A 26,480-nucleotide genomic window follows, 5' to 3' on the forward strand; every position below is an offset into this window, starting at 1 on the left:
CCTTTCGGTAGCACGAAGAGTACGAGGCGAGAATGGCTGCGAACGACACCAAGCTCATCGAGGCCCTGCGTTCCTCCTTGAAGGAGACGGAACGGCTGCGTGCGCAGAACCGTTCTCTCGCCGAGGCGGCGCGCGAGCCGATCGCGATCGTGGGAATGGCCTGCCGTTTCCCCGGCGGGGTGCTCTCACCCGAGGACCTGTGGAACCTGGTGGCCTCCGGCCAGGACGCGATCGGGGAGTTCCCCTCCGACCGTGGCTGGGACCTGGACAAGCTCTACAACCCGGACCCGGACAGTCACGGGACCACGTATGCGCGGCATGGCGGGTTCCTGTACGAGGCGGGGGAGTTCGATCCGGCGTTCTTCGGGATCTCGCCGCGCGAGGCGCTTGCCATGGATCCGCAGCAGCGGTTGTTGCTGGAGGCGTCGTGGGAGGCGATGGAGCGGGCCGGGATCGACCCCGCTGGGTTGCGGGGCAGCCGGACCGGCGTGTTCGCCGGCGTGATGTACCACGACTACGCCCCCGCCACCGTGCCCCAGGAACTGGAGGGGCTGGTCGGCACCGGCAACTCGGGCAGCATCGCGTCCGGGCGGGTGTCGTACACGTTCGGGTTCGAGGGCCCGGCGGTGACCGTGGACACAGCGTGCTCGTCGTCGCTGGTGTCGCTGCACCTCGCGGTGCAGGCGCTGCGGTCCGGCGAGTGCGAGCTCGCGCTGGCCGGCGGTGTGACGGTCATGGCGACGCCAGGGACGTTCGTGGAGTTCTCGCGGCAGCGGGGTCTGTCGCCTGATGGTCGTTGTAAGGCGTTCTCGGCTGGTGCTGATGGCACGGGGTGGGCTGAGGGTGTCGGGATGTTGCTGGTGGAGCGGTTGTCGGATGCGCGCCGGCTTGGGCATCGGGTGCTGGCGGTGGTGCGGGGCAGCGCGATCAATCAGGACGGTGCGAGTAACGGGTTGACGGCGCCGAACGGTCCGTCGCAGCAGCGGGTGATCCGGCAGGCTTTGGCGAACGCGGGGTTGTCGGCGGCCGAGGTGGACGCGGTCGAGGCGCATGGGACGGGGACGTCGCTGGGTGATCCGATCGAGGCTCAGGCGCTGATCGCGGCTTACGGTCAGGATCGGGATCGGCCGTTGTGGCTGGGGTCGTTGAAGTCGAACATCGGTCATGCGCAGGCGGCTGCGGGCGTGGGCGGTGTGATCAAGATGGTGATGGCGTTGCGGCACGGCACGTTGCCGAGGACGCTTCATGTGGATGAGCCGTCGCCGCATGTGGACTGGTCGGCGGGTGCGGTGGAGTTGCTGACCGAGGCCCGCCCGTGGGAGGAGCTGGACCGTCCGCGCCGCGCCGCCGTGTCGTCCTTCGGAGTGAGCGGCACCAACGCCCACGTGATCATCGAACAGGGCGACGAAAGCGAGGTCACCGCGGGCGACGGCGGCGCTCTGCCGGTGCTGCCCTGGCTCATTTCGGCCAAGAGCCCCGAGGCGCTGGCCGGGCAGGCCCGGCGGCTCGCCTCGTGGGTGGCGGAACGTCCCGAGACCGACCCTGCCGGGGTCGCCTGGACGCTGGCCGGCGGTCGCAGCGTGCTGGAGCACCGCGCGGTCGTCGTGGGCGCCGGCCGCTCCGAACTGCTGGCCGGGCTGGAGACGCTGGCCGAGGACCCCTCCGGCGCGATCTCCGGAAGCGGTTCCGGCGGGAAGGTGGCGCTGCTGTTCGCCGGCCAGGGCAGCCAGCGGCTCGGCATGGGCCGCGAGCTCGCCGAGGCGTTCCCCGTGTTCGGCGCCGAGCTGGACGAGATCTGCCGGGTGCTCGATCCGCTGTTGCCGCATCCCGTACGTGAGGTGATGTTCGCCGACCCGGACGGTGTGTTGAACGAGACGGGGATGACGCAGCCTGCTCTGTTCGCTTTCGAGGTGGCGCTGTATCGGTTGCTGGCGTCGTTGGGTGTGCGGGCGGATGTGCTGGTGGGGCATTCGATCGGGGAGATCGCCGCTGCTCATGTGGCGGGGGTGTTCTCGCTGGAGGACGCGTGCACGCTGGTGGCTGCTCGGGCTCGGTTGATGCAGGCGCTGCCTTCGGGCGGGGCGATGCTGGCCGTCGCGGCTCCGGAGGCGGAGGTGCTGCCGTTGCTGGCCGGTCGTGAGGACCGGGTGGGGATCGCGGCGGTGAACGGTCCGGCTGCGGTGGTGGTGTCCGGTGACGAGTCCGCGATCGCGGAGATCGAGGGCCAGGTGGAGGCGCGGACGCGCAGGTTGCGGGTGTCACATGCGTTCCATTCGCCGTTGATGGAGCCGATGCTGGCCGACTTCGCCGAGGCGATCAGCGGGGTCACCTTCCACGAGCCGACGATTCCGGTCATTTCCAACGTGACGGGCCGTCTGGCCGAGCCTGGACAGCTGACTGATGCTGCTTACTGGGTGGAGCACGTACGCGGCGCGGTGCGGTTCGCCGACGGCGTCGCCGCCGCCCGTACGGCCGGCGCCAAGGTTTGGATCGAGGTCGGCCCCGACGCCACCCTGACCGCGCTGGCCCAGCAGAGCGCCGAGGACGGCGTCTTCGTCCCGAGCACGCGCAAGGACCGCGCCGAGCCGCTCGCGTTCGTGCAGGCCCTGGGCCACCTGCATGTGCGCGGCGTGGCCGTCGACTGGGAGGCGTTCTTCGCCCCCGCCCGCCCGTCGCTCGTGGACCTGCCCACCTACGCCTTCCAGCACCAGCGGTACTGGATCGCCGCGCGCGGCGCGGCCGGCGACATGGCCGGGGCGGGGCTCGCGGCCTTCGACCATCCCCTGCTGAGCGCGGTGACCGAGGTGGCCGGCGGCGAGTCCGTCATCTTCAGCGGCCGCCTGTCCGTGGCCACCCAGCCGTGGCTGGCCGACCACGCCGTCAACGGCACGGTCCTGCTCCCCGGCACGGCGTTCCTGGAGCTGGCGCTGCAGGCGGGCCAGGAGGTGGGCAGCCCGCTCGTCAAGGAGCTCACCCTGCAGGCGCCGCTGCTGCTGCCCCCCGGCGGCGGGCGCCAGGTGCAGGTGGTCGTCGGCGCCGCCGACGCCTCCGGCGCGCGGCCGATCGCCATCCACTCCCGCGCCGACGGCGACACCGCCGGCACGTGGACCCGGCACGCCGACGGCGCGCTGTCCGCCGCCGCGACCGTGCCCGCGGACGGGCTCGAGCAGTGGCCGCCGGCCGGCGCCGACGCGGTCGACGTGTCCGGCGCCTACGAGCTGCTGCTGGGCATGGGGTACGAGTACGGGCCCGTCTTCCAGGGCCTGCAGGCCGCCTGGCGGCGGGACCAGGACGTGTTCGCCGAGGTCGAGCTGCCCGAGCAGGCGCACGCCGACGCGGCCAGGTCGGGGCTGCACCCCGCACTCCTCGACGCCGCGATGCACGCCCAGCTGATCGCCGGGGACGGGCAGACCGTGCTGCCGTTCTCCTGGGCCGGAGCGCGGCTGCACGCGGCGGGCGCGAGCAGCGTACGGGTGCGGATCTCCCGCCTCCGCGAGACCTCCATCGCGCTGACCATCGCCGACGCCGACGGCGCGCCGGTGTTGTCGGTCGAGTCGCTCGCCGTCCGCCCGGTCTCGGCGGAGCAGCTCACCGCCGCGGGCAACGACCACGCCGAGTCGCTGTTCCGGGTGGAGTGGACTCCCGTCTCCGCCCCCGACACCGCCGAGCGGTCCGAGCTGCCCGAGCTGGCGTCGGTCGCCGAGGACGCCGCCGCGCCGGACGCGGTCACGTACGTGGTCACCCCGCCGGAGGCGGAGGTCCTCGACGCCGTCCACGAGACCGCCGCCGACGTGCTGAGCGCGGTGCAGGGATGGCTGGCCGATGAGCGGTTCGCGTCGTCGCGGCTGGTGGTGGTGACGCGGGGTGCGGTGTCCGTTGGCGACGGCGACCAGGTGGACGTGTCGGCGGCCCCGGTGTGGGGCCTGGTACGGGCGGCCGAGGCCGAGAACCCGGGCCGCTTCGTGCTGGTGGACGTGGACGGCAGCCAGGAGTCGTGGGACACGCTGCCCGGGGTGGCGGCCTCCGGAGAGCCGGAGGCGGCCGTCCGCGGTGGCCAGATCCGGGCTCCGCGGCTGGTGAGGGCCGGAACCTCGGCCGGCGAGCCGGTGTTCGGGCCCGAGGGGACCGTGCTGGTCACCGGCGGGACCGGCGGGCTTGGCGCGCTGGTGGCGCGTCACCTGGTGGCCGAACACGAGGTCAGGAACGTGCTGCTGGTCAGCCGGCGCGGGCTCGACGCGCCCGGTGCGGCCGAGCTGGTGGCGGAGTTGTCGGAGCTGGGCGCCCGGGTGGACGTGGCGGCCTGCGACGTGGCCGACCGTGACGCGCTCGCCACGGTGGTCGCCGCCATTCCCGAGGAGCGCGCGCTGCGCGGCGTGGTGCACGCCGCGGGCGTCAGTGACAACGGGCTGGTCGCGTCGCTGTCGGCCGAACGGCTGCACCGGGTGCTGGGGCCGAAGGCCGACGCGGCGTGGCACCTGCACGAGCTCACCCAGGACCTCGACCTGTCGGCGTTCGTGCTGTTCTCGTCCGCCGGCGGTTCCGTCCTGGCGGCGGGACAGGCCAACTACGCCGCCGCGAACGTGTTCCTCGACGCCCTCGCGGTGCACCGGCGGACGTCGGGGCTGGTCGCCACGTCACTGGCGTACGGGCTGTGGGAGACCGACGCGGGCATGAGCGGCTCGCTGAGCGAGGCCGACTTCGATCGGATGCGGCGCCAGGGCCTGCCGGCGTTGACCGTGGACGAGGCGCTGGCGCTGTTCGACGCCGGAGCGGGTTCGGACGCGGCGGTGCTGGTGCCGCTGCGCATCGACACGGGCGCGCTGGCCGGCCGCGGCTCCCGTCTTCCCGCGCTGCTGCGCGGCCTGGTGCGCGGGTCGGTACGGCAGGTGGCCCGCTCGACCGGATCGAAGCTGGCCCGCCGGCTCGCCGGGCTGGAGGGCGCGGAACGCGGCAGGATGTTGCTGCTGGAACTCGTCCGCAAGGAAGCGGCCAAGGTGCTGGGCCACGCCTCGGCGGACGCGGTGCAGCCCGACCGCGCCTTCCAGGAGCTGGGCTTCGACTCCCTGACGGCCGTCGAGTTCCGCAACCAGCTCACGGCCGCCATCGGCGTGCCGCTCCCGGCCACGCTCATCTTCGACTACCCGACCGCTGAGGCCATCGCCGACCACCTGGCCAACCAGATGGCCGGCGGGCAGGCCGCCCAGGCCGTCGTGACCGCCACGAAGACGGTCGACGAGCCGATCGCGATCGTGGGGATGGCGTGCCGCTATCCGGGTGGCGTGCTGTCGCCGGAGGACCTGTGGGAGCTGGTGGCGCAGGCGCGTGACGGGGTGGGCGAGTTCCCCTCCGACCGTGGCTGGGACCTGGACAAGGTCTACAACCCCGACCCGGACAGCCAGGGCACCTCGTACACCCGCCAGGGCGGGTTCCTGTATGACGCGGCCGAGTTTGATCCGGGGTTTTTCGGGATTTCGCCGCGTGAGGCGTTGGCGATGGATCCGCAGCAGCGGTTGTTGCTGGAGGCGTCGTGGGAGGCGGTTGAGCGGGCGGGGATTGATCCGGTGGGGTTGCGGGGGAGTCGGACGGGTGTGTTTGCGGGGGTGATGTATCACGATTATGGGTTGGGGACGCCGGCGAATACCAGTGGTGGGAGTTTGGTGTCGGGCCGGGTGTCGTACACGTTGGGGCTTGAGGGTCCGGCGGTGACGGTGGATACGGCGTGTTCGTCGTCGTTGGTGGCGTTGCATTGGGCGGCGCAGGCGTTGCGGTCGGGTGAGTGTGATCTGGCGTTGGCCGGTGGTGTGACGGTGATGTCGACGCCGGGGATGTTCGTGGAGTTTTCGCGGCAGCGGGGGTTGGCTGCGGATGGGCGGTGTAAGGCGTTCTCGGCTGGTGCTGATGGCACGGGTTGGGGTGAGGGCGTTGGTGTGTTGCTGGTGGAGCGGTTGTCGGATGCTCGCCGTAATGGTCATCGGGTGCTGGCGCTTATTCGGGGGAGTGCGGTCAATCAGGATGGTGCGAGTAACGGGATCACGGCTCCGAACGGTCCGTCGCAGCAGCGGGTGATCCGTCAGGCGTTGGCGAACGCGGGTCTGTCGGTCGCCGACGTGGACGCGGTGGAGGCGCACGGCACCGGCACGACCCTGGGCGACCCGATCGAGGCCCAGGCGCTGCTGGCGACCTATGGCCAGGAGCGGCCTGAGGACCGGCCCGTGTGGCTGGGCTCGCTGAAGTCCAACCTCGGCCACACGCAGGCCGCCTCGGGCGTGGGCGGTGTGATCAAGATGGTCATGGCGCTGCGTAACGGCCTGCTTCCCCAGACGCTTCATGTGGATGAGCCGTCGCCGCATGTGGACTGGTCGGCGGGTGCGGTGAAGTTGCTGACCGAGGCGCAGTCGTGGCGGGAGAACGGGCATGCTCGCCGGGCCGCTGTGTCGTCGTTCGGGATCAGTGGCACGAACGCTCACGTGATCATCGAGCAGGGCGACCTCGTCGACGAGACCGTCCACGAGGACCGGCGGCTGCCGGTGGTGCCGTGGCTGGTGTCGGCGAAGGATGTGCGGGCGTTGCGGGCGCAGGCCGGCCGGCTCGCGTCGTGGGTGGAGTCGCGGTCGTCGGTGCCGGTGTCGGATGTGGCGTGGTCGTTGGCGGCGGGCCGGGCGGTGCTGGAGCAGCGTGCGGTGGTGGTGGGTGCTGATCGGGACGAGTTGGTGGCCGGGTTGCGGGCGCTGGCCGGTAATCCCTCCGCTGCGATCTCGGGTGGTGGTTCTGGCGGGAAGCTGGCGTTGTTGTTCGCGGGTCAGGGTAGTCAGCGGGTCGGTATGGGGTCGGTGCTGGTTGAGCACTTCCCGGTGTTCGCGGAGGCGCTGGACGAGATCTGCCGGATGTTCGAGCCGTTGTTGCCGCATTCGCTGCGTGAGGTGATGTTCGCCGACCCGGACGGTGTGTTGAACGAGACGGGGATGACGCAGCCTGCGCTGTTCGCTTTCGAGGTGGCGCTGTATCGGTTGCTGGCGTCGTTGGGTGTGCGGGCGGATGTGCTGGTGGGGCATTCGATCGGGGAGATCGCCGCTGCTCATGTGGCGGGGGTGTTCTCGCTGGAGGACGCGTGCACGCTGGTGGCTGCTCGTGCCCGCCTGATGCAGGCGCTCCCTTCGGGCGGCGCGATGCTCGCGGTGGCTGCTCCGGAGGCGGAGGTTCTGCCGTTGCTGGCCGGTCGTGAGGACCGGGTGGGGATCGCGGCGGTGAACGGCCCGGCTGCGGTGGTGGTGTCCGGTGACGAGTCCGCGATCGCGGAGATCGAGGGCCAGGCGCAGGTGCGGACGCGCAGGTTGCGGGTGTCGCATGCGTTCCATTCGCCGTTGATGGAGCCGATGCTGGCCGACTTCGCGGAGGCGATCAGCGGGGTCGCCTTCCACGAGCCGACGATTCCGGTCGTCTCGAACATGACGGGCCGTCTGGCCGAGCCTGGCCAGCTGACCGACCCGTCGTACTGGGTCGAGCATGTGCGCGGTGCGGTGCGGTTCGCGGATGGGGTGACGGCTTGCGGGGCGACCTGCTTCTTGGAGGTGGGTCCGGATGGGGTGCTGACGGGGCTGGCGCAGCAGAGCGTTGAGGACGCGGTGTTCATTCCGGCCGTCCGTAAGGACCGGGACGAGGCCCGGGCGCTGATCGAGGCGCTGGGTGGGTTGCACGTCCAGGGGATCGCCGTGGATTGGACGAAGGTGCTGACCCCCGGCCGGTTCGTCGACCTGCCCACGTATGCCTTCCAGCACGAGCGGTTCTGGGTGCCGGCCAGTCTGGAGTCGCAGGACGTGGGCGAGGCCGGGCTGGGCGCCATCGACCATCCCATGCTTCGTGCGGCCATCTCCGCACCCGACTCCGACACCCACACCTTCACCGGCCGGTTGTCGTCGGCCGGGCAGCCGTGGCTGGCCGATCACCAGGTGGATGGCCGGGTGGTGGTGCCGGGGGCGGCGCTGGTGGAGCTGGCGTTGCGGGCCGGTCAGGAGCTGGGGTGTGCGCGGCTGGTCGAGTTGACCATGCAGGCGCCGTTGGTGGTGCCGGATGGGCCGGGGGTGGACGTCCAGCTGGTGGCCGGGCCGTGCGACGATGCCGGTGGCCGCCAGGTGAGCTTGTATTCGCGTGCGGGTCAGGACGAGTGGACGTTGCACGCTCAAGGGTTGCTGGCTGAGGAGGGTGTGCAGCCGGTTGCGGTTGCGGGGCAGTGGCCGCCGGCCGGTGCCCGGCCGGTCGATGTCGAGCACCTGTACGACGACATGGCGGCGATGGGCCTGGAGTACGGGCCGCTGTTCCAGGGTGTGGTGGCTGCCTGGCAGCACCAGGACGCGGTGTTCGCCGAGATCGCCCTGCCGGAGCAGGGGCACGCCGATGCGGGACGGTTCGGGTTGCACCCGGCGTTGCTGGACGCGTCGCTGCATGCCGCGGCGTTGGGTGATCTGGTGCCGAGAGCGGAGTCGGGGCGGCCGTATCTGCCGTTCGCCTGGAGCGGCGTGTCGTTGCACGCGGCCGGCGCGACCGGGCTGCGGGTCAAGGTCACCCGCGGCTCCTCCGAGACCAGCATCGCGTTGAGCATCGCCGACGAGACCGGCACCCCCGTGGCCGACATCGACACGCTGACCCTGCGCGCCCTGTCCACCGAACTCACCACAGGCGCCCTGGACACCCTCTACCAGGTGACCTGGACGGAGCCTGCCGAGCTCCCCGCCGCCGGAGATGAGGAGTATCCGAGCCTGGCGTCGCTCAGGGACACGGACGCCATGCCCGAGTGGGCGTTCGTGGAATGCCCCGTCACCGAACCCGGCGACGACATCCCCGCCGCGGTGCGGCGTGCCACCGCGCACGCGCTGACTTCCGTCCAGGAATGGCTGGCCGACGAGCGGTTCGCGTCGTCGCGGCTGGCGGTGGTGACGCGGGGCGCGGTGGCCGTTGACGACGGCGACCAGGTGGACGTGTCGGCGGCCCCGGTGTGGGGCCTGGTACGGGCGGCCGAGGCCGAGAACCCGGGCCGCTTCGTGCTGGTGGACGTGGACGGCAGCGCCGAGTCGTGGGCCGCCGTGGGATCGGTGGTCGCTTCGGGCGAGCCGGAGTCCGCGGTCCGGGACGGCCGGATGCTGGTGCCGAGACTGAACCGGGTCAGGGGCCTGGAGCAGCACGAGCCGGTGTTCGGACCTGACGGCACCGTGCTGGTGACCGGCGGGACCGGTGGGCTGGGCGCGCTGGTGGCCCGCCACCTGGTGACCGAGCACGACGTACGGCACCTGCTGCTGGTCAGCCGGCGCGGCCCGGACGCGCCCGGCGCGGCCGAACTGGCCACCGAGCTGTCGGAGCTGGGCGCCGAGGTGAACGTGGCGGCCTGCGACGTGGCCGACCGTGACGCGCTGGCCGCGCTGATCGCGTCCATTCCCGAGGAGCACGCGCTGCGTGGCGTGGTGCATGCCGCAGGCGTGGGCGACAACGGGCTGGTGGGGTCGCTGTCGGTGGAGCGCCTTGACGGGGTGCTGGGGCCGAAGGCCGACGCGGCGTGGCACCTGCACGAGCTGACCCGTGACCTGGACCTGTCGGCGTTCGTGCTGTTCTCGTCCGCCGGCGGTTCCGTCCTGGCGGCAGGACAGGCCTACTACGCGGCGGCGAACGTGTTCCTCGACGCGCTGGCGGTGCACCGGCGGTCGTCGGGGCTGGTGGCGACGTCGCTGGCGTTCGGGTTGTGGGACACCGACACCGGGCTGAGCGCTTGGCTGAGCGAGGCCGACTTCGAGCGGATGCGGCGTCAGGGCCTGCCGGCGTTGACCGTGGACGAGGCGCTGGCGTCGTTCGACGCGGGGTCGGGTTCGGACGCGGCGGCGCTGGTGCCGCTGCGGGTCGATGCCGGGGCGCTGCGCGGCCGGGGCACGGAGCTTCCCGCGCTGCTGCGCGGCCTGGTACGCGGATCGGCACGCCAGGCGGCCCGCGCGGCCGGATCCGGGCTGGCCCGCCGGCTCGCCGGGCTGGAGGCGGCCGAGCGCGGCAGGGTGCTGCTGGAGCTGGTCCGCCAGGAGGTGGCCAGGGTTCTCGGTCACGCCTCCATGGACGCCGTGGAGCCCGACCGCGCCTTCCAGGAGCTCGGCTTCGACTCCCTCACGGCCGTCGAACTCCGTAACCAGCTCAACTCGGGCACCGGGCTGCGGCTCCCCGCCACGCTGGTCTTCGACTACCCCAACGCGCGAGCCGTCGCCGACTACCTGGAGGCGGAGCTCACCGGAGCGGGGGCCGAGGCGACGGTCGTCACCGCGGCCACGACGCCGCTGAACGACGAGCCCATCGCGATCGTCGGCATGGCCTGCCGGTACCCGGGCGGCGTGCTCTCGCCGGAGGACCTCTGGCGGATGGTGAGCGCCGGTACGGACGCGATCGGCGAGTTCCCCGCCGACCGCGGGTGGGACCTGGACCGGCTGTACCACCCGGACCCCGACAATTCCGGCACCACGTACACGAAGCAGGGCGGTTTCCTGCACGACGCGGCTGAGTTCGATCCGGCGTTCTTCGGGATCTCGCAGCGTGAGGCCCTGGCCATGGACCCGCAGCAGCGGCTCCTCCTCGAGGCCTCGTGGGAGGCGATCGAGCGGGCCGGCATCGACCCCGCGGCGCTGCGCGGCAGCAGGACCGGCGTGTTCGCGGGCGTCATGTACCACGACTACGCGGCCCACCTCACCACCGTGCCCACGGAGCTGGAAGGGCTCATCGCCACCGGGAACTCCGGCAGCGTCGTGTCCGGCCGCCTGTCGTACACCTTCGGGCTGGAAGGCCCCGCGGTGACCGTGGACACCGCCTGCTCCTCCTCTCTCGTCGCCCTGCACTGGGCGGCGCAGGCGCTGAGGTCGGGCGAGTGTGACATGGCGCTGGCCGGCGGCGTGACCGTGATGGCCACACCCGGCACCTTCGTGGAGTTCTCGCGCCAGCGCGGCCTGTCCCCGGACGGCCGGTGCAAGGCGTTCTCCGCCGACGCCGATGGCACCGGCTGGGGCGAGGGCGTCGGCGTACTGCTGGTGGAGCGGCTGTCCGACGCCGAACGTAACGGGCACCAGGTGCTCGCCGTGGTGCGGGGCAGCGCGGTCAACCAGGACGGTGCGAGCAACGGCCTGACCGCTCCGAATGGTCCGTCGCAGCAGCGGGTGATCCGGCAGGCGCTGGCGAATTCCGGTCTGTCGGCGGCTGAGGTGGATGCGGTGGAGGCGCATGGCACGGGTACGACTTTGGGTGATCCGATCGAGGCGCAGGCGTTGCTGGCGACTTATGGTCAGGACCGGGATCGGCCGTTGTGGTTAGGGTCGGTGAAGTCGAACATCGGTCATACGCAGGCGGCTGCGGGTGTGGCGGGTGTGATCAAGATGGTGATGGCGCTGCGTCACGGGGTGTTGCCGAAGACGTTGCACGTGGATGAGCCGTCGCCGCACGTGGACTGGTCGGCCGGCGCGGTCGAACTCCTGGCGGAGTCCCGGCAGTGGGACCGCCACGACCGTCCCCGCCGCGCCGCCGTCTCCTCCTTTGGCGTGAGCGGTACGAACGCGCACATCGTGCTCGAGGAGTCCCCGGTCGCCGAGATCGAAGCCGAGCCGGTGAGTGAGCCGGTGGATGGGGCGCCGGTGGTGCCGTGGGTGGTGTCGGGTCGTAGTGCGGAGGCATTGCGGGCTCAGGCGGGCCGGCTGGCTGAGGCGGTGGCCGGTGTGGGGGCGGGTGTGCGGCCGGTGGATGTGGCGCATTCGCTGGTGGTTTCGCGGTCGGTGTTCGATCACCGTGCGGTGGTGGTGGGTGCTGATCGGGATGAGCTGGTGGCGGGGTTGCGTGAGCTGGCCGATGGCGCCGCATCGAGTGTGGTGCAGGGCGTTGCCGGTGGTGGCGGTAAGCCGGTGTTCGTGTTCCCTGGTCAGGGGTCGCAGTGGCTGGGGATGGGTGTGGAGTTGCTGGACAGCTCGCCGGTGTTCGCGGCGCGGATGGGCGAGTGTGAGGCGGCGCTGGCTGGGTTCGTGGACTGGTCGTTGACGGGTGTGTTGCGTGGTGAGGCCGGCCAGCCGGGTTATGACCGGGTGGATGTGGTGCAGCCGGTGTTGTGGGCTGTGATGGTTTCTTTGGCGGAGGTGTGGCGGTCGCTGGGGGTGGTTCCTGCTGCGGTGGTGGGGCATTCGCAGGGTGAGATCGCGGCGGCGGTGGTGGCGGGTGCGTTGTCGTTGGAGGACGGCGCTCGGGTGGTGGCGTTGCGTAGTCAGGCGATCGTGGCGCTGGCCGGGCGTGGTGGTATGGCGTCGGTGGCTCTCGGCTCCGCCGAGGTGAGCGAGCTGCTGGGGCGCTGGGAGGGGCGGCTGTCGGTGGCGGCGGTGAACGGTCCCGCTTCGACGGTGGTGTCGGGTGATGTGGACGCTGTCGATGAGCTGTTGGCGCGTTGCGAGGGGGAAGGTACGCGGGCCAGGCGGATCGAGGTGGATTATGCCTCGCATTCGGCGCATGTGGAGGCCATCGAGGAGGAGCTGGCCCGGTTGCTGGCTCCGGTGACACCGCGCCAGGCCGAGGTGGCGTGGTATTCGACGGTGCGGCGGGAGTGGTTGTCCGGGTCGGAGGTGGATGGCGGGTACTGGTTTGAGAATCTGCGGCGGACGGTGTGGTTGGAGCCGTCGGTGGGTGCGTTGGCGGAGCAGGGCTTCGGGGTGTTCGTTGAGGTCAGTGCGCATCCGGTGTTGACGGTGGCGGTGCAGGAGACGGTTGAGCGTGCGGGTGGGGAGGTGGTGGTGTGTGGCACGTTGCGGCGTGATGATGGTGGTCTTGCCCGGTTGTGGTCGAGTGCGGCTGAGTTGTGGGTACGCGGTGTGGACGTCGACTGGCCGCAGACGTATGCCGGATCCGGCCCGCGGATCATCGACCTGCCCACCTACGCCTTCCAACACCAGCACTTCTGGCTGGAGGAACGCACCGTGGTCGCGGGCGACGTCGGCGCGGCCGGGCTCGGCGCGGCCGGACACCCCCTCCTCGGCGCGGCGGTCTCGCTGGCCGACGCCGACGGGGTGCTGCTCACCGGAAGATTGTCGCTCAGGACCCACCCGTGGCTGGCCGACCACAAGGTCAACGGGCAGGTGCTGCTGCCCGGCACGGCATTCGTCGACCTGGCCATCAAGGCGGGCGACGAGGCCGGCTGCGGCCTCCTCGAAGAGCTGACCATCCAGGCGCCGCTCATCGTGCCCGAGCCCGGCGCCGTCCAGCTCCAGCTGGCCGTGGGCGCCGCCGGTGAGGACGGGCGGCGGCAGCTCACCGTGCACAGCCGGCCCGACGGCGGGACCGCCGACGACCCGTGGACCTGCCACGCCAGCGGCGTGCTCGCCCCGGTGACCGCGCCACCGCCCGCGCAGGAGACGGCCGCATGGCCGCCCGAGGGCGCGCAGCCGCTTCCGCTGGACGGCATGTACGACTGGCTCGGCGAGGTCGGCCTGGGCTACGGACCGATCTTCCAGGGGCTGAAGGCCGTCTGGCGGCGCGACGAGGAACTGTTCGCCGAGGTCGCCCTGCCGGACGACACCGGCACCGGCGGGTTCGGGCTGCATCCCGCGCTGCTCGACGCCGCGCTGCACGCCGTCGCGCTCAACGCGGCCACCGCGGAGGACGGGCCGCACATGCCGTTCGCCTGGACCGGCGTGCGGCTGCACGCGACGGGCGCCGCGTCGATCCGCGTACGGCTCACGCCCCGCGACGCCGACCGCGTGGCGCTGGCCGTCACCGACACCACCGGCGTGCCCGTCGCCGACGTGGACTCGCTGATCCTGCGCCCCCTGCCCGCCGAACTCGGCACGCCGGCACGAGACGCGGACGACGACGCGCTCTACACGCTCGAATGGGCGCCCGTCCCCACCGGCGAACCCGCGGGGGAGCAGCGGTGGGTGGTCGTCGGCGACCCGTCGGCCCTTCCGGCTGCGGAAACGCACGACACCGTCGCCGGGTTGCTCGCCGGCGGGCAGGTGCCCGACTGGGTGGCCGTACCGCTGGAGGGCGGGCACGGCGGAGACCTGGCGGCGGCGGTGCACGACCGGACCTGCCACGTGCTCGACCTGCTGCGTACGTGGCTGGCCGACGAGGACCACCCGGCGTCCAGGCTCGTCCTCATCACCCACGGCGCGGTCGGCGCCACGGCGGACGACGAGGTGGCGGACCTGGTCAACGCCGGGGTCTGGGGCCTGGTCAGGTCCGCGCAGTCGGAGACCCCCGAACGGGTCGTCATCGCCGACCTCGACCGCGACCCGGAGTCGTACCGTGCGCTGCCCGCCGCGCTCGCGACGGGGGAGACCCAGCTCGCGATCAGGAAGGGCACGGCGTACGCGCCCCGCCTGGCCCGCCCGGGCAGCGGCGGCGGCGCGCTCGTCCCGCCCGCCGAGGCGGCGAACTGGCGGCTGGACGTGACCAGCCGCGGCACGGTCGACGACCTCGCCCTGATGCCCGCGCCCGTCGCGCCGCTCGCCCCCGGCCAGGTGCGCGTCAGCACCCGGGCCATGGGGCTGAACTTCCGCGACGTGCTGATCGCCCTGGACATGTACCCGGGCGACGCGCCCATGGGCGGCGAGGGCGCCGGCGTGGTCATCGAGGTGGCGGACGACGTCGCCGCGTTCGCGCCGGGCGACCGGGTGATGGGCATCATCGACGGGTTCGCCCAGCAGGCGGTCGCCGACCACCGGATGCTCGCCCGCATCCCCGGCGACTGGTCGTACGCGCAGGCCGCGTCCGTGCCGATCGCCTTCGTCACCGCCTACCACGCCCTGGTGGACCTGGCCGGTCTCCAGGCCGGCGAGTCGCTGCTCGTGCACGCCGCCGCCGGCGGTGTCGGCATGGCCGCGGTTCAGCTGGCCCACCACCTGGGCGCCGAGGTGTACGGCACCGCGAGCGAGCCCAAGTGGCCCGCGGTACGCGAGCTGGGAGTCCCGCAGGAGCGCATCGCCTCCTCCAGGACGCTGGAGTTCGCGCGGACCTTCGAGGCGGGCGTGGACGTCGTGCTCAACTCCCTCGCCGGAGAGTTCGTGGACGCCTCGCTCGGCCTGCTGCGGCCCGGCGGGCGCTTCATCGAGATGGGCAAGACGGACGTGCGCGACCCCGACGGCCTGCCCGGAGTTCGCTACCAGAACTTCGACCTCACCCTGCTCGACCCGTCCAGGACCGGCGAGATCCTGGCGGAGATCGCCGAGCTGTTCGAGCGCGGCGCGCTCCGCCTGCCGCCGCTGCGGACCTGGGACGTGCGCCGCGCCCCCGAGGCGTTCCGGCACGTCGCCCAGGCCCGCCACATCGGCAAGGTCGTGCTGACCGCGCCGCCCGCGTTCGACCCCGACGGCACGGTGCTCGTCACCGGCGGCACCGGCGCGCTCGGCGCCATGGCCGCCCGCCGCCTGGTCACCGAGCACGGCGTCCGGCACCTGGTGCTGGCCGGCCGGCGCGGCCCCGCCGCTGACGGCGCGGCGGCGCTGAAGGAGGAGCTGACCGGGCTGGGCGCCGCCGTACGGATCGTCGCCTGCGACGCCGCCGACCGCGACGCCCTGGCCGGGCTGCTCGCGGCGATCCCCGCCGAGCACCCGCTCACCGGGGTCGTCAGCACGGCGGGCGTGCTCGACGACGGCATGATCCCGTCGCTCACCCCGGAACGGGTCGCGGCCGTGCTGCGCCCGAAGGTGGACGCGGCCGTGAACCTGCACGAGCTGACCGAGCATCTCGACCTGGCGCAGTTCGTCCTGTACTCGGGCGCGGCCGGGGTGCTCGGCAGCCCGGGGCAGGGCAACTACGCGGCGGCGAACACGTTCCTGGACGCGCTCGCGCAGCACCGCCGGGCCCGCGACCTGGCCGCGACGTCCCTGGCCTGGGGCCTGTGGACGCCGCAGAGCGGCAGCGGCATGACCGGGCACCTCGACGAGGCCGACCTGGGCAGGCTCAGCCGGTCCGGAATGGGCGCGCTCGACGTCGACCAGGGCCTGGAGCTGTTCGACCGGGCACTCGGCGTGGACGAGGCGGCGCTCGTGCCGATCAACCTCGACCTCGCCGTCCTGCGCGCGGGAGCGGCCAAGGGTTTCGGGCACCCGATGTTCCGCGGCCTGGTCCGCATCGCCACCCGCCGCATGGTGGTGGCGGCCGAGGCGCCGCAGGCCGACTCGCTCACCGACCGGCTGGCCGCCCTTCCCGACGACGACCGGCTGCCGATGCTGCTCGACCTGGTACGCGGCCACGTCGCCGCGGTGCTCGGCTTCCCCGGGCCCGAGGCGGTCGAACCGGCACGGGCGTTCAAGGAGATCGGGTTCGACTCGCTGACGGCCGTGGAGCTGCGCAACCGCCTGAAGACGGTCACCGGGTTGCGGCTGCCGGCCTCGCTGGTCTTCGACTACCCGAACTCCGCCGCGCTCGCCGGGCACCTGCTGGAGGAGCTGGCGCCGCCGGCCCACAGCGCCGAGCAGCAGATCCTGGCCGAGCTCGACCGGATCGAGGCCAGGCTGGCCGTCATGGCGGCCGGCTGCGCCACCGCCGGGGAGATCACCTCCCGGCTCGAACAGCTGGCCTTCTCGTGGAAGGAACGGCACCACGAGGCCGACACCACCGCCGAGGACGTGGCGGGCCAGCTCAGCTCGGCGACCGCCGACGAGATCATCAACTTCATCGACAGCGAACTCGGACTCTCCTGAGCAGGCGTCACCGACGGCTAGGAAGGCAACACCATGGCGACAGAGGAACAGCTCGTCGAATATCTCAAGCGGGTGACGACCGAGCTCCACGACAGCAAGAAGCGGCTGCAGGCGGCCGAGGACAAGGACCACGAGCCGATCGCCATCGTCGGCATCGGCTGCCGCTACCCCGGGGAGATCGAGAGCCCCGAGGACCTGTGGCGGATCGTGTCCGGCCGGGCCGACGCCATCTCCGGGCTTCCCGACGACCGCGGCTGGGACCTGGAGTCGATGTACAACCCCGACCCCGACGCGTTCGGCACCTCGTACGTCCGCGAGGGCGGCTTCGTGAAGGACGTCACGGCGTTCGACCCGGCGTTCTTCGGCATCTCCCCGCGCGAGGCGCAGGCGATGGACCCGCAGCAGCGGCTGCTGCTGGAGACGTCGTGGGAGGCGATCGAGCGGGCCGGCATCGACCCGGCCGCCCTGCACGGCAGCAGGACCGGCGTGTTCGTGGGGGCCAACAGCTCCGAGTTCCTCACGCTGATGACGCAGGCGCCGCCCGAGCTGCAGGGCTACCTGATGACCGGCGTCGCCACCAGCGTGGTGTCGGGCCGCATCTCGTACACGCTGGGCCTGGAGGGGCCGGCCGTCACGATCGACACGGCCTGCTCGTCGTCGCTGGTGGCGCTGCACCTGGCGGTACGGGCGCTGCGCAACGGCGACTGCTCGCTGGCGCTGGCCGGAGCGGTGGCCGTGCTGTCGTCGCCCGGCACGTTCATCGGCTTCAGCAGGGTGCGCGCGCTGGCCAGGGACGGCCGCTCCAAGGCGTTCTCCGCCGCCGCGGACGGCATGGCGCTCGCCGAGGGCGCGGGCGTCCTCCTGGTCGAGCGCCTGTCGGACGCCCGCCGCAACGGCCACCCCGTGCTGGCCGTCATCCGCGGCTCGGCGATCAACCAGGACGGCGCGAGCAACGGGCTCACGGCGCCGAACGGCCCGTCGCAGCAGCGCGTCATCCGCGCCGCCCTCGCCGACGCCAGGCTCGCCCCCGTCCAGGTGGACGCCGTGGAGGCGCACGGCACCGGCACCGAGCTCGGCGACCCGATCGAGGCCCAGGCGATCATCGCGACCTACGGCCAGGACCGGCCGGAGGACCGCCCGCTCTGGCTCGGGTCGGTGAAGACCAACATCGGCCACGCGCAGGCCGCCGCCGGCGCCGCGGGCGTCATCAAGATGGTGATGGCGATGCGCAACGGCGTGCTGCCCGCGACCCTGCACGCGGAGGAGCGGTCGGAGCACATCGACTGGTCGAAGGGCGCGGTGGAGCTCCTGACGGACGCCCGCCCGTGGCCCGCCGGCGTGGAGCCGCGCAGGGCCGGCGTGTCGTCGTTCGGCATGAGCGGCACCAACGCGCACGTGATCATCGAGGAGGCGCCGCCGGCCCCGCCGGCCGAGGACGGGCCGCGCCAGGAGCCTCCCGCGGTCCCCTGGCTGCTGTCGGGGCGCGGCGCGGAGAGCCTGCGGCGGCAGGCCGGGCGGCTGTCCGCGTGGACGCGTACCCGTTCCGGCGAGAGCCCCGCCGACGTCGGCTGGTCGCTGCTGACGGGCCGGACGGCCTTCGACCACCGCGCGGTCGTGGTCGGTGCTGATCGGGACGAGCTGGTGGCCGGCCTGGACGGCCTGGCCGAGGGCGTGCCGGTGCCCGACGTGGTGCAGGGCGTCGCCGGCGGTGGTGGCAAGCCGGTGTTCGTGTTTCCTGGTCAGGGGTCGCAGTGGCTGGGCATGGGTGTGGAGTTGCTGGACAGCTCGCCGGTGTTCGCGGCGCGGATGGGCGAGTGTGAGGCGGCGCTGGCTGGGTTCGTGGACTGGTCGTTGACGGGTGTGTTGCGTGGTGAGGCCGGCCAGCCGGGTTATGACCGGGTGGATGTGGTGCAGCCGGTGCTCTGGGCTGTGATGGTTTCTTTGGCGGAGGTGTGGCGGTCGCTGGGGGTGGTTCCTGCTGCGGTGGTGGGGCATTCGCAGGGGGAGATCGCGGCTGCGGTGGTGGCGGGTGCGTTGTCGTTGGAGGACGGCGCTCGGGTGGTGGCGTTGCGCAGTCAGGCGATCGTCGCTCTGGCCGGGCGTGGTGGTATGGCGTCGGTGCCGTTGGGTTCGGCCGAGGTGGGTGAGCTGCTGACCCGCTGGGAGGGGCGGCTGTCGGTGGCGGCGGTGAACGGTCCCGCTTCGACGGTGGTGTCAGGCGATGTGGACGCCATCGAGGAGCTGCTGGCGCATTGTGAGGGTGAGGGGGTGCGGGCCAAGCGGATCGATGTGGATTACGCCTCGCACTCGGCTCATGTGGAGTCCATCCAGGACGAGTTGGGCAGGTTGCTGGCTCCGGTCACGCCCCGCGAGGCCGAGGTGGCCTGGTACTCCACGGTCCGGCAGGAGTGGTTGTCCGGTTCCGAGGTGGACGGCGCGTACTGGTATGAGAACCTGCGGCAGACGGTGTGGTTCGCTCCGGCGGTCAGTGCTCTGGCGGAGTCGGGGCACCGGTTCTTCGTGGAGGCCAGCGCCCACCCGGTGCTGCAGATCGGCACCCGTGAGACGCTGGAGGAGTCGGGCGGCGAGGCGGTGTCCGTCGGCACGCTGCGCCGCGACGACGGCGGCCTGCGCCGGTTGTGGTCCAGCGCCGCCGAGTTGTGGGTGCGCGGCGTGGACGTCGACTGGGCCCAGGCCTACGCCCCCGCGCGTCCCCGCAGGGTCGACCTGCCCACCTACGCCTTCGAGCGGGAACCGTACTGGCCGAAGAACATCCAGTCGAACGCCGACCTCACCCAGCTCGGCATGGGCCAGGCCGGGCATCCCCTGCTGGCGGCCACCGTGTCGCTGGCCGACGGCGAAGGCGTGCTGCTCACCGGCCGGCTGTCACTGAAGACCCACCCGTGGCTGGCCGACCACATGGTCAGCGGGCAGGTGCTGCTGCCCGGCACCGCCTTCGTGGAGCTGGCCGTCAGGGCCGGCGACGAGGCCGGCTGCGACCTGCTGGAGGAGCTGACCCTGCAGGCCCCGCTGGTCCTGCCCGAGCGCGGCGGCGTCCAGGTGCAGGTGGCCGTCGGCGCGCCCGACGAGGACGGGCGGCGCGCGCTGACCATCCACTCGCGGCTCGACGACGAGCCGTGGACCCGGCACGCCACCGGCTTCCTCGCCAAGGACACCGGGGCGGCCGCCTTCGCCGAGGCGTCGTGGCCGCCCGCCGGAGCGACCGCCATCGGCGCCGACGGCGTGTACGAGCTGCTGTCGGGCATCGGCGTCGACTACGGCCCCGCCTTCCGCGGCGTGCGGGCCGTGTGGCGGCGCGACCGGGAGCTGTTCGCCGAGGTCGCCCTGCCGGAAGGCACCGAGACCGGCGGCTTCGGGCTGCACCCCGCGCTGCTCGACGCGGCACTGCAGCCCCTCGCCGTGGGCGACTTCTTCCCCGCCCAGGCCACCGGCGGCCCCGTGCTGCCGTTCGCCTGGACCGGCGTGCGCCTGGCCGCGACCGGCGCCGCCACGCTGCGCGTCCGGCTCGCGCCCGAGGGCGCGAACGCGGTGCGGATCGAGGTCGCCGACGCCACCGGCGCGCCCGTCGCCTCCGTGGACTCGCTGGTCGTCCGCGCGATGGCCGCCGCCGACCTCAAGGCCGCCACCGACCCGCTGCGCGACGCCCTGTTCGCCCTCGACTGGGTGCCCGCTGGGCCGCTACCTGGGCCGACCTCTGGGCCGGCCTCTGGGCCGGACGCCGGGCTTGACGGCGCACGCTACGCGATCGCCGGCGGCGACGGCAGCCGGCTCAAGGCCGCGCTGGAGGCGGCAGGAGCGCAGGTGGACACGCTCGACCCGGACGGCGCCACGCCGCACCTGGCGTTCTGGGTGTGCGCCCCAGACCCAGCGGCCGATCCGGCGACGGGAGCACGCAGCGCGACCAGCGAGGTGCTGGCCGCCGCCCAGTCCTGGCTCGCCGAGGAACGGTACGCCGACGTGCCCCTCGTCGTGGTCACCCAGGGCACGATGGCTCAGGGCGGCGACCTGCCGGTCGCCGCGGTGTGGGGGCTGATCCGTTCGGCGCAGTCGGAGAACCCGGGCCGTTTCGTCCTGCTCGACCTCGACGGCACGGACGAGTCGTGGCAGGCGCTCCCCGCCGCGGTCGTGTCCGGTGAACCCCAGATCGCGCTCGCCGGGGGCGAGGCCCTGGTGCCGCGACTGTCCCGCCGGAGCACCGCCGCACCCGCGGAAGCGGGGGCGGGCTCCGAGGCGCCCGCGGAAACGCCACCGGCCGCCGCCTCGTGGGATCAGGACGGAACCGTGCTGATCACCGGCGGCACCGGCACCCTCGGCGGGATCGTCGCCCGCCACCTGGTGACCGAGCACGGGATCCGCCACCTGCTGCTGATCAGCCGCCGCGGCCCCGCCGCCGCGGGCGCGGCCGAGCTGATGTCCGAGCTGACCGCGCTCGGCGCCGACGTGACCGTCACCGCCTGCGACGCCGCCGACCGGCAGGCCCTGGCCGACGTGCTGGCGGGCGTCCCCGCCGAACATCCGCTCACCGGTGTCGTGCACACGGCGGGCGCCCTGGACGACGGCGTCCTCGCCGCGCTGACGCCCGAGCGGATCGACACCGTGCTGCGGGCCAAGGCCGATGCCGTGCTGAACCTGCACGAGCTGACCGAGGACCTGCCGCTGACCGCGTTCGTGCTGTTCTCCTCGGCGGCCGGCGTCTTCGGCGGGCCCGGCCAGGGCAACTACGCGGCCGCCAACGCGTTCGTCGACGCGCTCGCCGAGCGGCGCAGAAGGCTCGGCCTGCCCGCGCTGTCGCTGGCGTGGGGTCTGTGGGAGCAGGACAGCGGGCTCACCGGGACGCTCAGCGAGACCGACAGGGCGCGGCTGGCCCGCACCGGGGTCGCGCCGCTGTCCACCGCCGACGGGCTCGCGCTGCTGGACGCCGCCTGCGCCGCGGACCGGGCGGCGCTGGTGCCGATCCGGCTGGAGTTCGCCGCGCTGCGGATGGCGGCCCAGTTCGGGGCGCTCCCCACGATCCTGCAGGAGCTGGTCCCCACGTCGAAGCGGCGGGTGGTGGGCGACGACCCGGTCGCCGCGTCGGAGCTGCGCGAGCGCCTGGCCCGCATGCCGGAGTCCGAGCACGCCAGGGTGCTGCTCGACCTCGTGCTCGGCCAGGTGGCGACCGTGCTCGGCTACCGCGACCCCAGCGCCGTCGAGCAGGACCGCCCGTTCAACGAGGCCGGGTTCGACTCGCTGACCGCCGTCGAGTTCCGCAACCGCATGAACGCGGCCACCGGCCTGCGGCTGCCCGCCACCCTCGTCTTCGACTACCCGACGCCCGCCGGCCTCGTCGAATATCTGCGGACCCGGCTGCTCGACGGGCCACGGTCGGCCGTCTCGGCCAGGACGCAGTCCGGCGAGGAGGAGCCGATCGTCATCGTCGGCATGAGCTGCCGGCTGCCCGGCGGCGTTACCGACCCCGACGGGCTGTGGAACCTGGTGGCCGAAGGCGGCGACGCGATGTCGATGTTCCCCGCCGACCGCAACTGGAACCTGGACGAGCTCTACCACCCGGACCCGGAGCACCCGGGCACCACGTACACCCGCGAGGGCGGCTTCGTCTACGACGCCACCACGTTCGACCCGGCGTTCTTCAGCATCTCGCCGCGCGAGGCCGTGGCCATGGATCCCCAGCAGCGCCTGCTGCTCGAGGGCTCGTGGGAGGCGATGGAGAACGCCGGCATCGACCCGGGCACGCTGCGCGGCAGCCGGACCGGCGTGTACGTCGGCCTGATGTACCACGACTACGGCTTCCACCTGCAGAACCCGACGAGCGACCTGGAGGGCCTGGTCGGCACCGGCATCTCGGCGGGCGTCGCCTCCGGCCGCGTGTCGTACACCTTCGGCTTCGAGGGCCCGTCGGTCACCATCGACACGGCCTGCTCCTCGTCGCTGGTGGCCCTGCACATGGCGATCCAGGCGCTGCGGCGCGGCGAGTGCTCGCTCGCCCTGGCCGGCGGCGTCACCGTGCTCTCCACGCCCAGCGTGTTCGTCGACTTCAGCCGCCAGCGCGGCCTCGCCCCCGACGGCCGCTGCAAGTCGTTCGCCACGGGCGCCGACGGCACCGGCTGGGCGGAGGGCGTGGGCCTGCTGCTGGTCGAGCGGCTCTCCGACGCCCGGCGCAACGGCCACCCGATCCTGGCCGTGGTGCGCGGCACCGCGATCAACCAGGACGGCGCCAGCTACGGCCTGACCGCGCCCAACGGCCCCTCGCAGCAGCGGCTCATCGAGGAGGCGCTGGCCGACGCGCGGCTGACCACGGCCGACGTCGACGCCGTCGAGGGCCACGGCACCGGCACCACGCTGGGCGACCCGATCGAGGCGCAGGCCGTCGTCGCGACGTACGGCCAGGACCGGCCGGAGGACCGGCCGCTCTGGCTCGGCTCGGTGAAGTCGAACCTCGGCCACACCCAGGCCGCCGCCGGCGTCGCGGGCATCATCAAGATGGTGATGGCCATGCGGCACGGCGTGCTGCCGCGGACGCTGCACGTGGACGAGCCCACCACCCACGTCGCGTGGGACGCGGGCGCGGTCAAAGTGCTCACCGAGGCCGTCCCGTGGCCGGAGACGGGCAGGCCGCGCCGCGCGGGCGTCTCCTCGTTCGGCATCAGCGGCACCAACGCCCACGTCATCATCGAGCAGGCCCCGGAGCAGGACGAACCCGCCGAGCCCGAGGAGCCCTCGCGCCCGGTCATCCCGTGGGTGTTGTCGGCCAAGAGCGCGGAGGCGCTGAAGGCGCAGGCCCGCAGGCTCCGCGACCACCTGGGCGCCGACCGGCGGGCCACGGACGTCGCCTGGTCGCTGGCCACGACGCGGGCCTCGTTCAAGCGGCGGACGGTCGTCCTGGGCGCCACCCGCGACGAGCTCGCCGCCGGGCTGGAGTCCGCGCTCGCCGGCACCCCCGCCGACAACGTGATCACCGGCTCGGCCGCCCGGGGACGGACGGCGTACCTCTTCACCGGCCAGGGCAGCCAGCGGCCGGGCATGGGAGAGGAGCTGTACGCGGCCTACCCCGAGTACGCCGCGGCCTTCGACGAGGTCTGCGCCCGCTTCGACCGGCACCTCGACCGGCCCCTGCGCGAGGTCATCGCCGGCGACGCCGACCTGCTCGCCCAGACCCGGTACACCCAGGCCGCGCTGTTCGCCGTCGAGGTCGCCCTGTTCCGCTGCCTGGAGGCGTGGGGCGTGCGCCCCGACTTCCTGGCCGGCCACTCGATCGGCGAGATCGCCGCCGCGCACGTCGCCGGCGTGTTGTCGCTGGACGACGCGGTCGCGCTCGTGGCCGCCAGGGGCGGCCTCATGCAGGCGCTGCCGCCCGGCGGCGCCATGGTCTCGGTGCGCGGCGTGACCGAGGAGGACGTGCTGCCGCTGCTGGCCGGGCACGAGGAGCGCGTCGGCATCGCCTCCGTCAACGGCCCCTCGTCGCTGGTCCTGTCGGGCGACGAGGCGAGCGTGCTGGAGCTGGCCGAGCAGCTGGCCTCGCGCGGTTGCAAGACCAGGCGGCTGACCGTCAGCCACGCGTTCCACTCGCCGCTGATGGAGCCGGCGATCGAGGAGTTCGTGAACGTCGCCCGCGGGCTGGCCTTCCAGCCGCCGGAGATCCCCGTCGTCTCCAACGTCACCGGCGAGCTCGCCACCGTCGAGGAGCTGACCTCGCCCGAGTACTGGGCCCGCCACCTGCGCCAGGCCGTGCGCTTCTGCGACGGCGTACGGACCCTGCGCGACCAGGGCGTGTCCACCTTCATCGAGCTCGGCCCCGACGCGGTGCTGTCCGCCATGGTGAAGGACTGCCTGGACGGCTGGACCGGGGTCGCCGCTCCGGCGCTGCGCCGCGACCGGGCCGAGACCGGCACGCTGATCGAGGCCCTGGCCCAGGCGTACACGCACGGGGTCGGCGTCGACTGGGCCGCCGTGATCGGCTCGGGGCGGGCCGTGCCGCTGCCCACCTACCCCTTCCAGCGCCAGCGGTACTGGCCCGACCCTCCTCGTCAGGAGGAGGACGTACGGCCCGACCAGGGGCTTTGGGACGCCGTCGGCCGCGACGACCTGGACGGCCTGCTCGCGGTGCTCGGCCTGGAGAGCGGCGCCACGGTCGCCGACCTGCTGCCCGCGCTGGCCAGGCTGCGCGGCCAGGACGGCGCCGGCCACGGGGACGTGCGTTACCAGCTCGGCTGGCGCCCCCTCACCGACCTGCCCGCCCCCGCGCTCTCCGGAACCTGGCTGGTGGTGGGGGACGCCGCCGCACCGGCGGAGGCGCTGGCAGCGGGGCTCGCCGCCCATGGGGCGGACACGGTGGTGCTGCCCGAGCCGCCCGGCTCTTTCCACGCAGGCGCGGCTGACACGGTCGTGCTGCCTGGTACCTCCGACGGTGGCGTGGCGGGCATCGTGTGCCTGCTGCCGGACGGCGTGCGGGCTCCGGCGGTCCCCGAGGGTTCGGCGCCGGTCTGGTTCCTCACCCGCGGCGCGATCCAGGTGGTGCCGTCCGACCGTGTGGCAGGACCCGAGACGGCCGCGGACTGGGGTGCCCTCCGGAGCGCGGCCGGCGAGGGGCTGCTGCGGCGCGGCGGGCTGATCGATCTGCCGGTCAGGCTCGACGACCAGGTCATCCGCCGGTTGTGCGGGGTCCTGTCCGGGCTGACGGGTGAGGCCGAGGTGGCCGTACGCTCCGGCGGGGTCTTCGCCCGCAGGCTGCGGCCCGCGCCGCCGCGCGGCACGCCGCTCGGCCGCGACTGGCGGCCCGGCGGCACGGTCCTGCTGGCGGGCCACCTCGACGAGACCGCCACGGAACTGGCCAGATGGGCCGCCCGCAACGGCGCGGAACGGGTCGTCCTCACCGAACCGGCCGCCGGCCTCGAAGGCGAGCCGGGCGTGACCGTCCTCACCGGAGCGGCCTCCGGCCCCGGAGGCGAGCCGGGCACGCCCGGCCTCGCCGCGGCCATGGGCGTCCTGACCCCGGCCGCCGGGCTGAACGGGCACGCGCCTGGCGCGCCTGGGCTGAACGGGCACGCGGCCGGCGGGTCCGGGGTGAACGGGCAGGCAAAGGCCGGAGGGGTGTCGGCGGTCGTGTGTACGACGGCGGAGGCGGCTCGCGTGCTGGACGAGCCGGCCAGAGCCGCCGGCGTGGGAGTCTTCGTCATGCTGGCCCCGTCGCGGGCCGCCTGGGGCGGGGACGGCGCGGAGGCGTACGAGTTCTTCGCCGCGCTGGCGGACGAGCGGCTGGCCGCGGGGCAGCCCGCGCTGGCCGTGGCCGCCGGGCTGAAGGAGCCCGGGGACGCCGTGTCGGCCATCCGCCACGCGCTGCACCAGGGCGACAGGACGCTCGTGCTCGCCGACCCCGACTGGGCCGCGCTCAACGCGTCCGGCCAGGTCCGGCTGCTGGAGGAGATCCCGCAGGCAGCCGGGGAGGATGGCGACTCCGGCGAGGCCGTCGACGACGCGGCGGCCTTCCGCCGGTTGTTGTCCGGCAGCCCGGCCGAGGAGCACCGGGACATCGTGCTCGGCGTGGTGCGCGGCGAGGCGGCGGCGATCCTGCAGCTGCCGATGCCCGACGCGGTCGAGCAGGACGCTGAGTTCTTCGAGCTCGGCTTCTCCTCGATGGCCGCGGTGGAGCTGCGCAACCGGCTCGTCGAGCTGACCGGCATCGAGGTGGCGGCCGACGCGATCTACGACTACCCGACCCCCGCCGAGCTGGCCGAGCACCTGCTCGCCGAGGCCATGAGCTGAGCCATCCCGGCT

Annotated in this window: 2 protein-coding genes; both read left to right on the top strand. The window is 73.2% G+C overall.

Annotated features, from left to right (window positions below):
- Positions 1-32 precede the first annotated feature (32 nt).
- The gene (locus ABGA98_RS13615) at positions 33-16,688 is read left to right on the top strand and encodes an SDR family NAD(P)-dependent oxidoreductase (protein WP_347618602.1); all 16,656 of its coding nucleotides are present in this window, start codon (positions 33-35) and stop codon (positions 16,686-16,688) included.
- 33 nt (positions 16,689-16,721) lie between these two features.
- Positions 16,722-26,468 carry a type I polyketide synthase gene (locus ABGA98_RS13620; RefSeq protein WP_347618603.1) on the top strand — a complete coding sequence of 3,249 codons (9,747 nt, stop codon included), beginning with the start codon at positions 16,722-16,724 and terminating at the stop codon, positions 26,466-26,468.
- The last annotated feature ends 12 nt before the right edge of the window (positions 26,469-26,480 follow it).

The organism is Nonomuraea sp. B1E8 (assembly GCF_039871515.1).
Taxonomy (GTDB): Bacteria; Actinomycetota; Actinomycetes; order Streptosporangiales; family Streptosporangiaceae; genus Nonomuraea.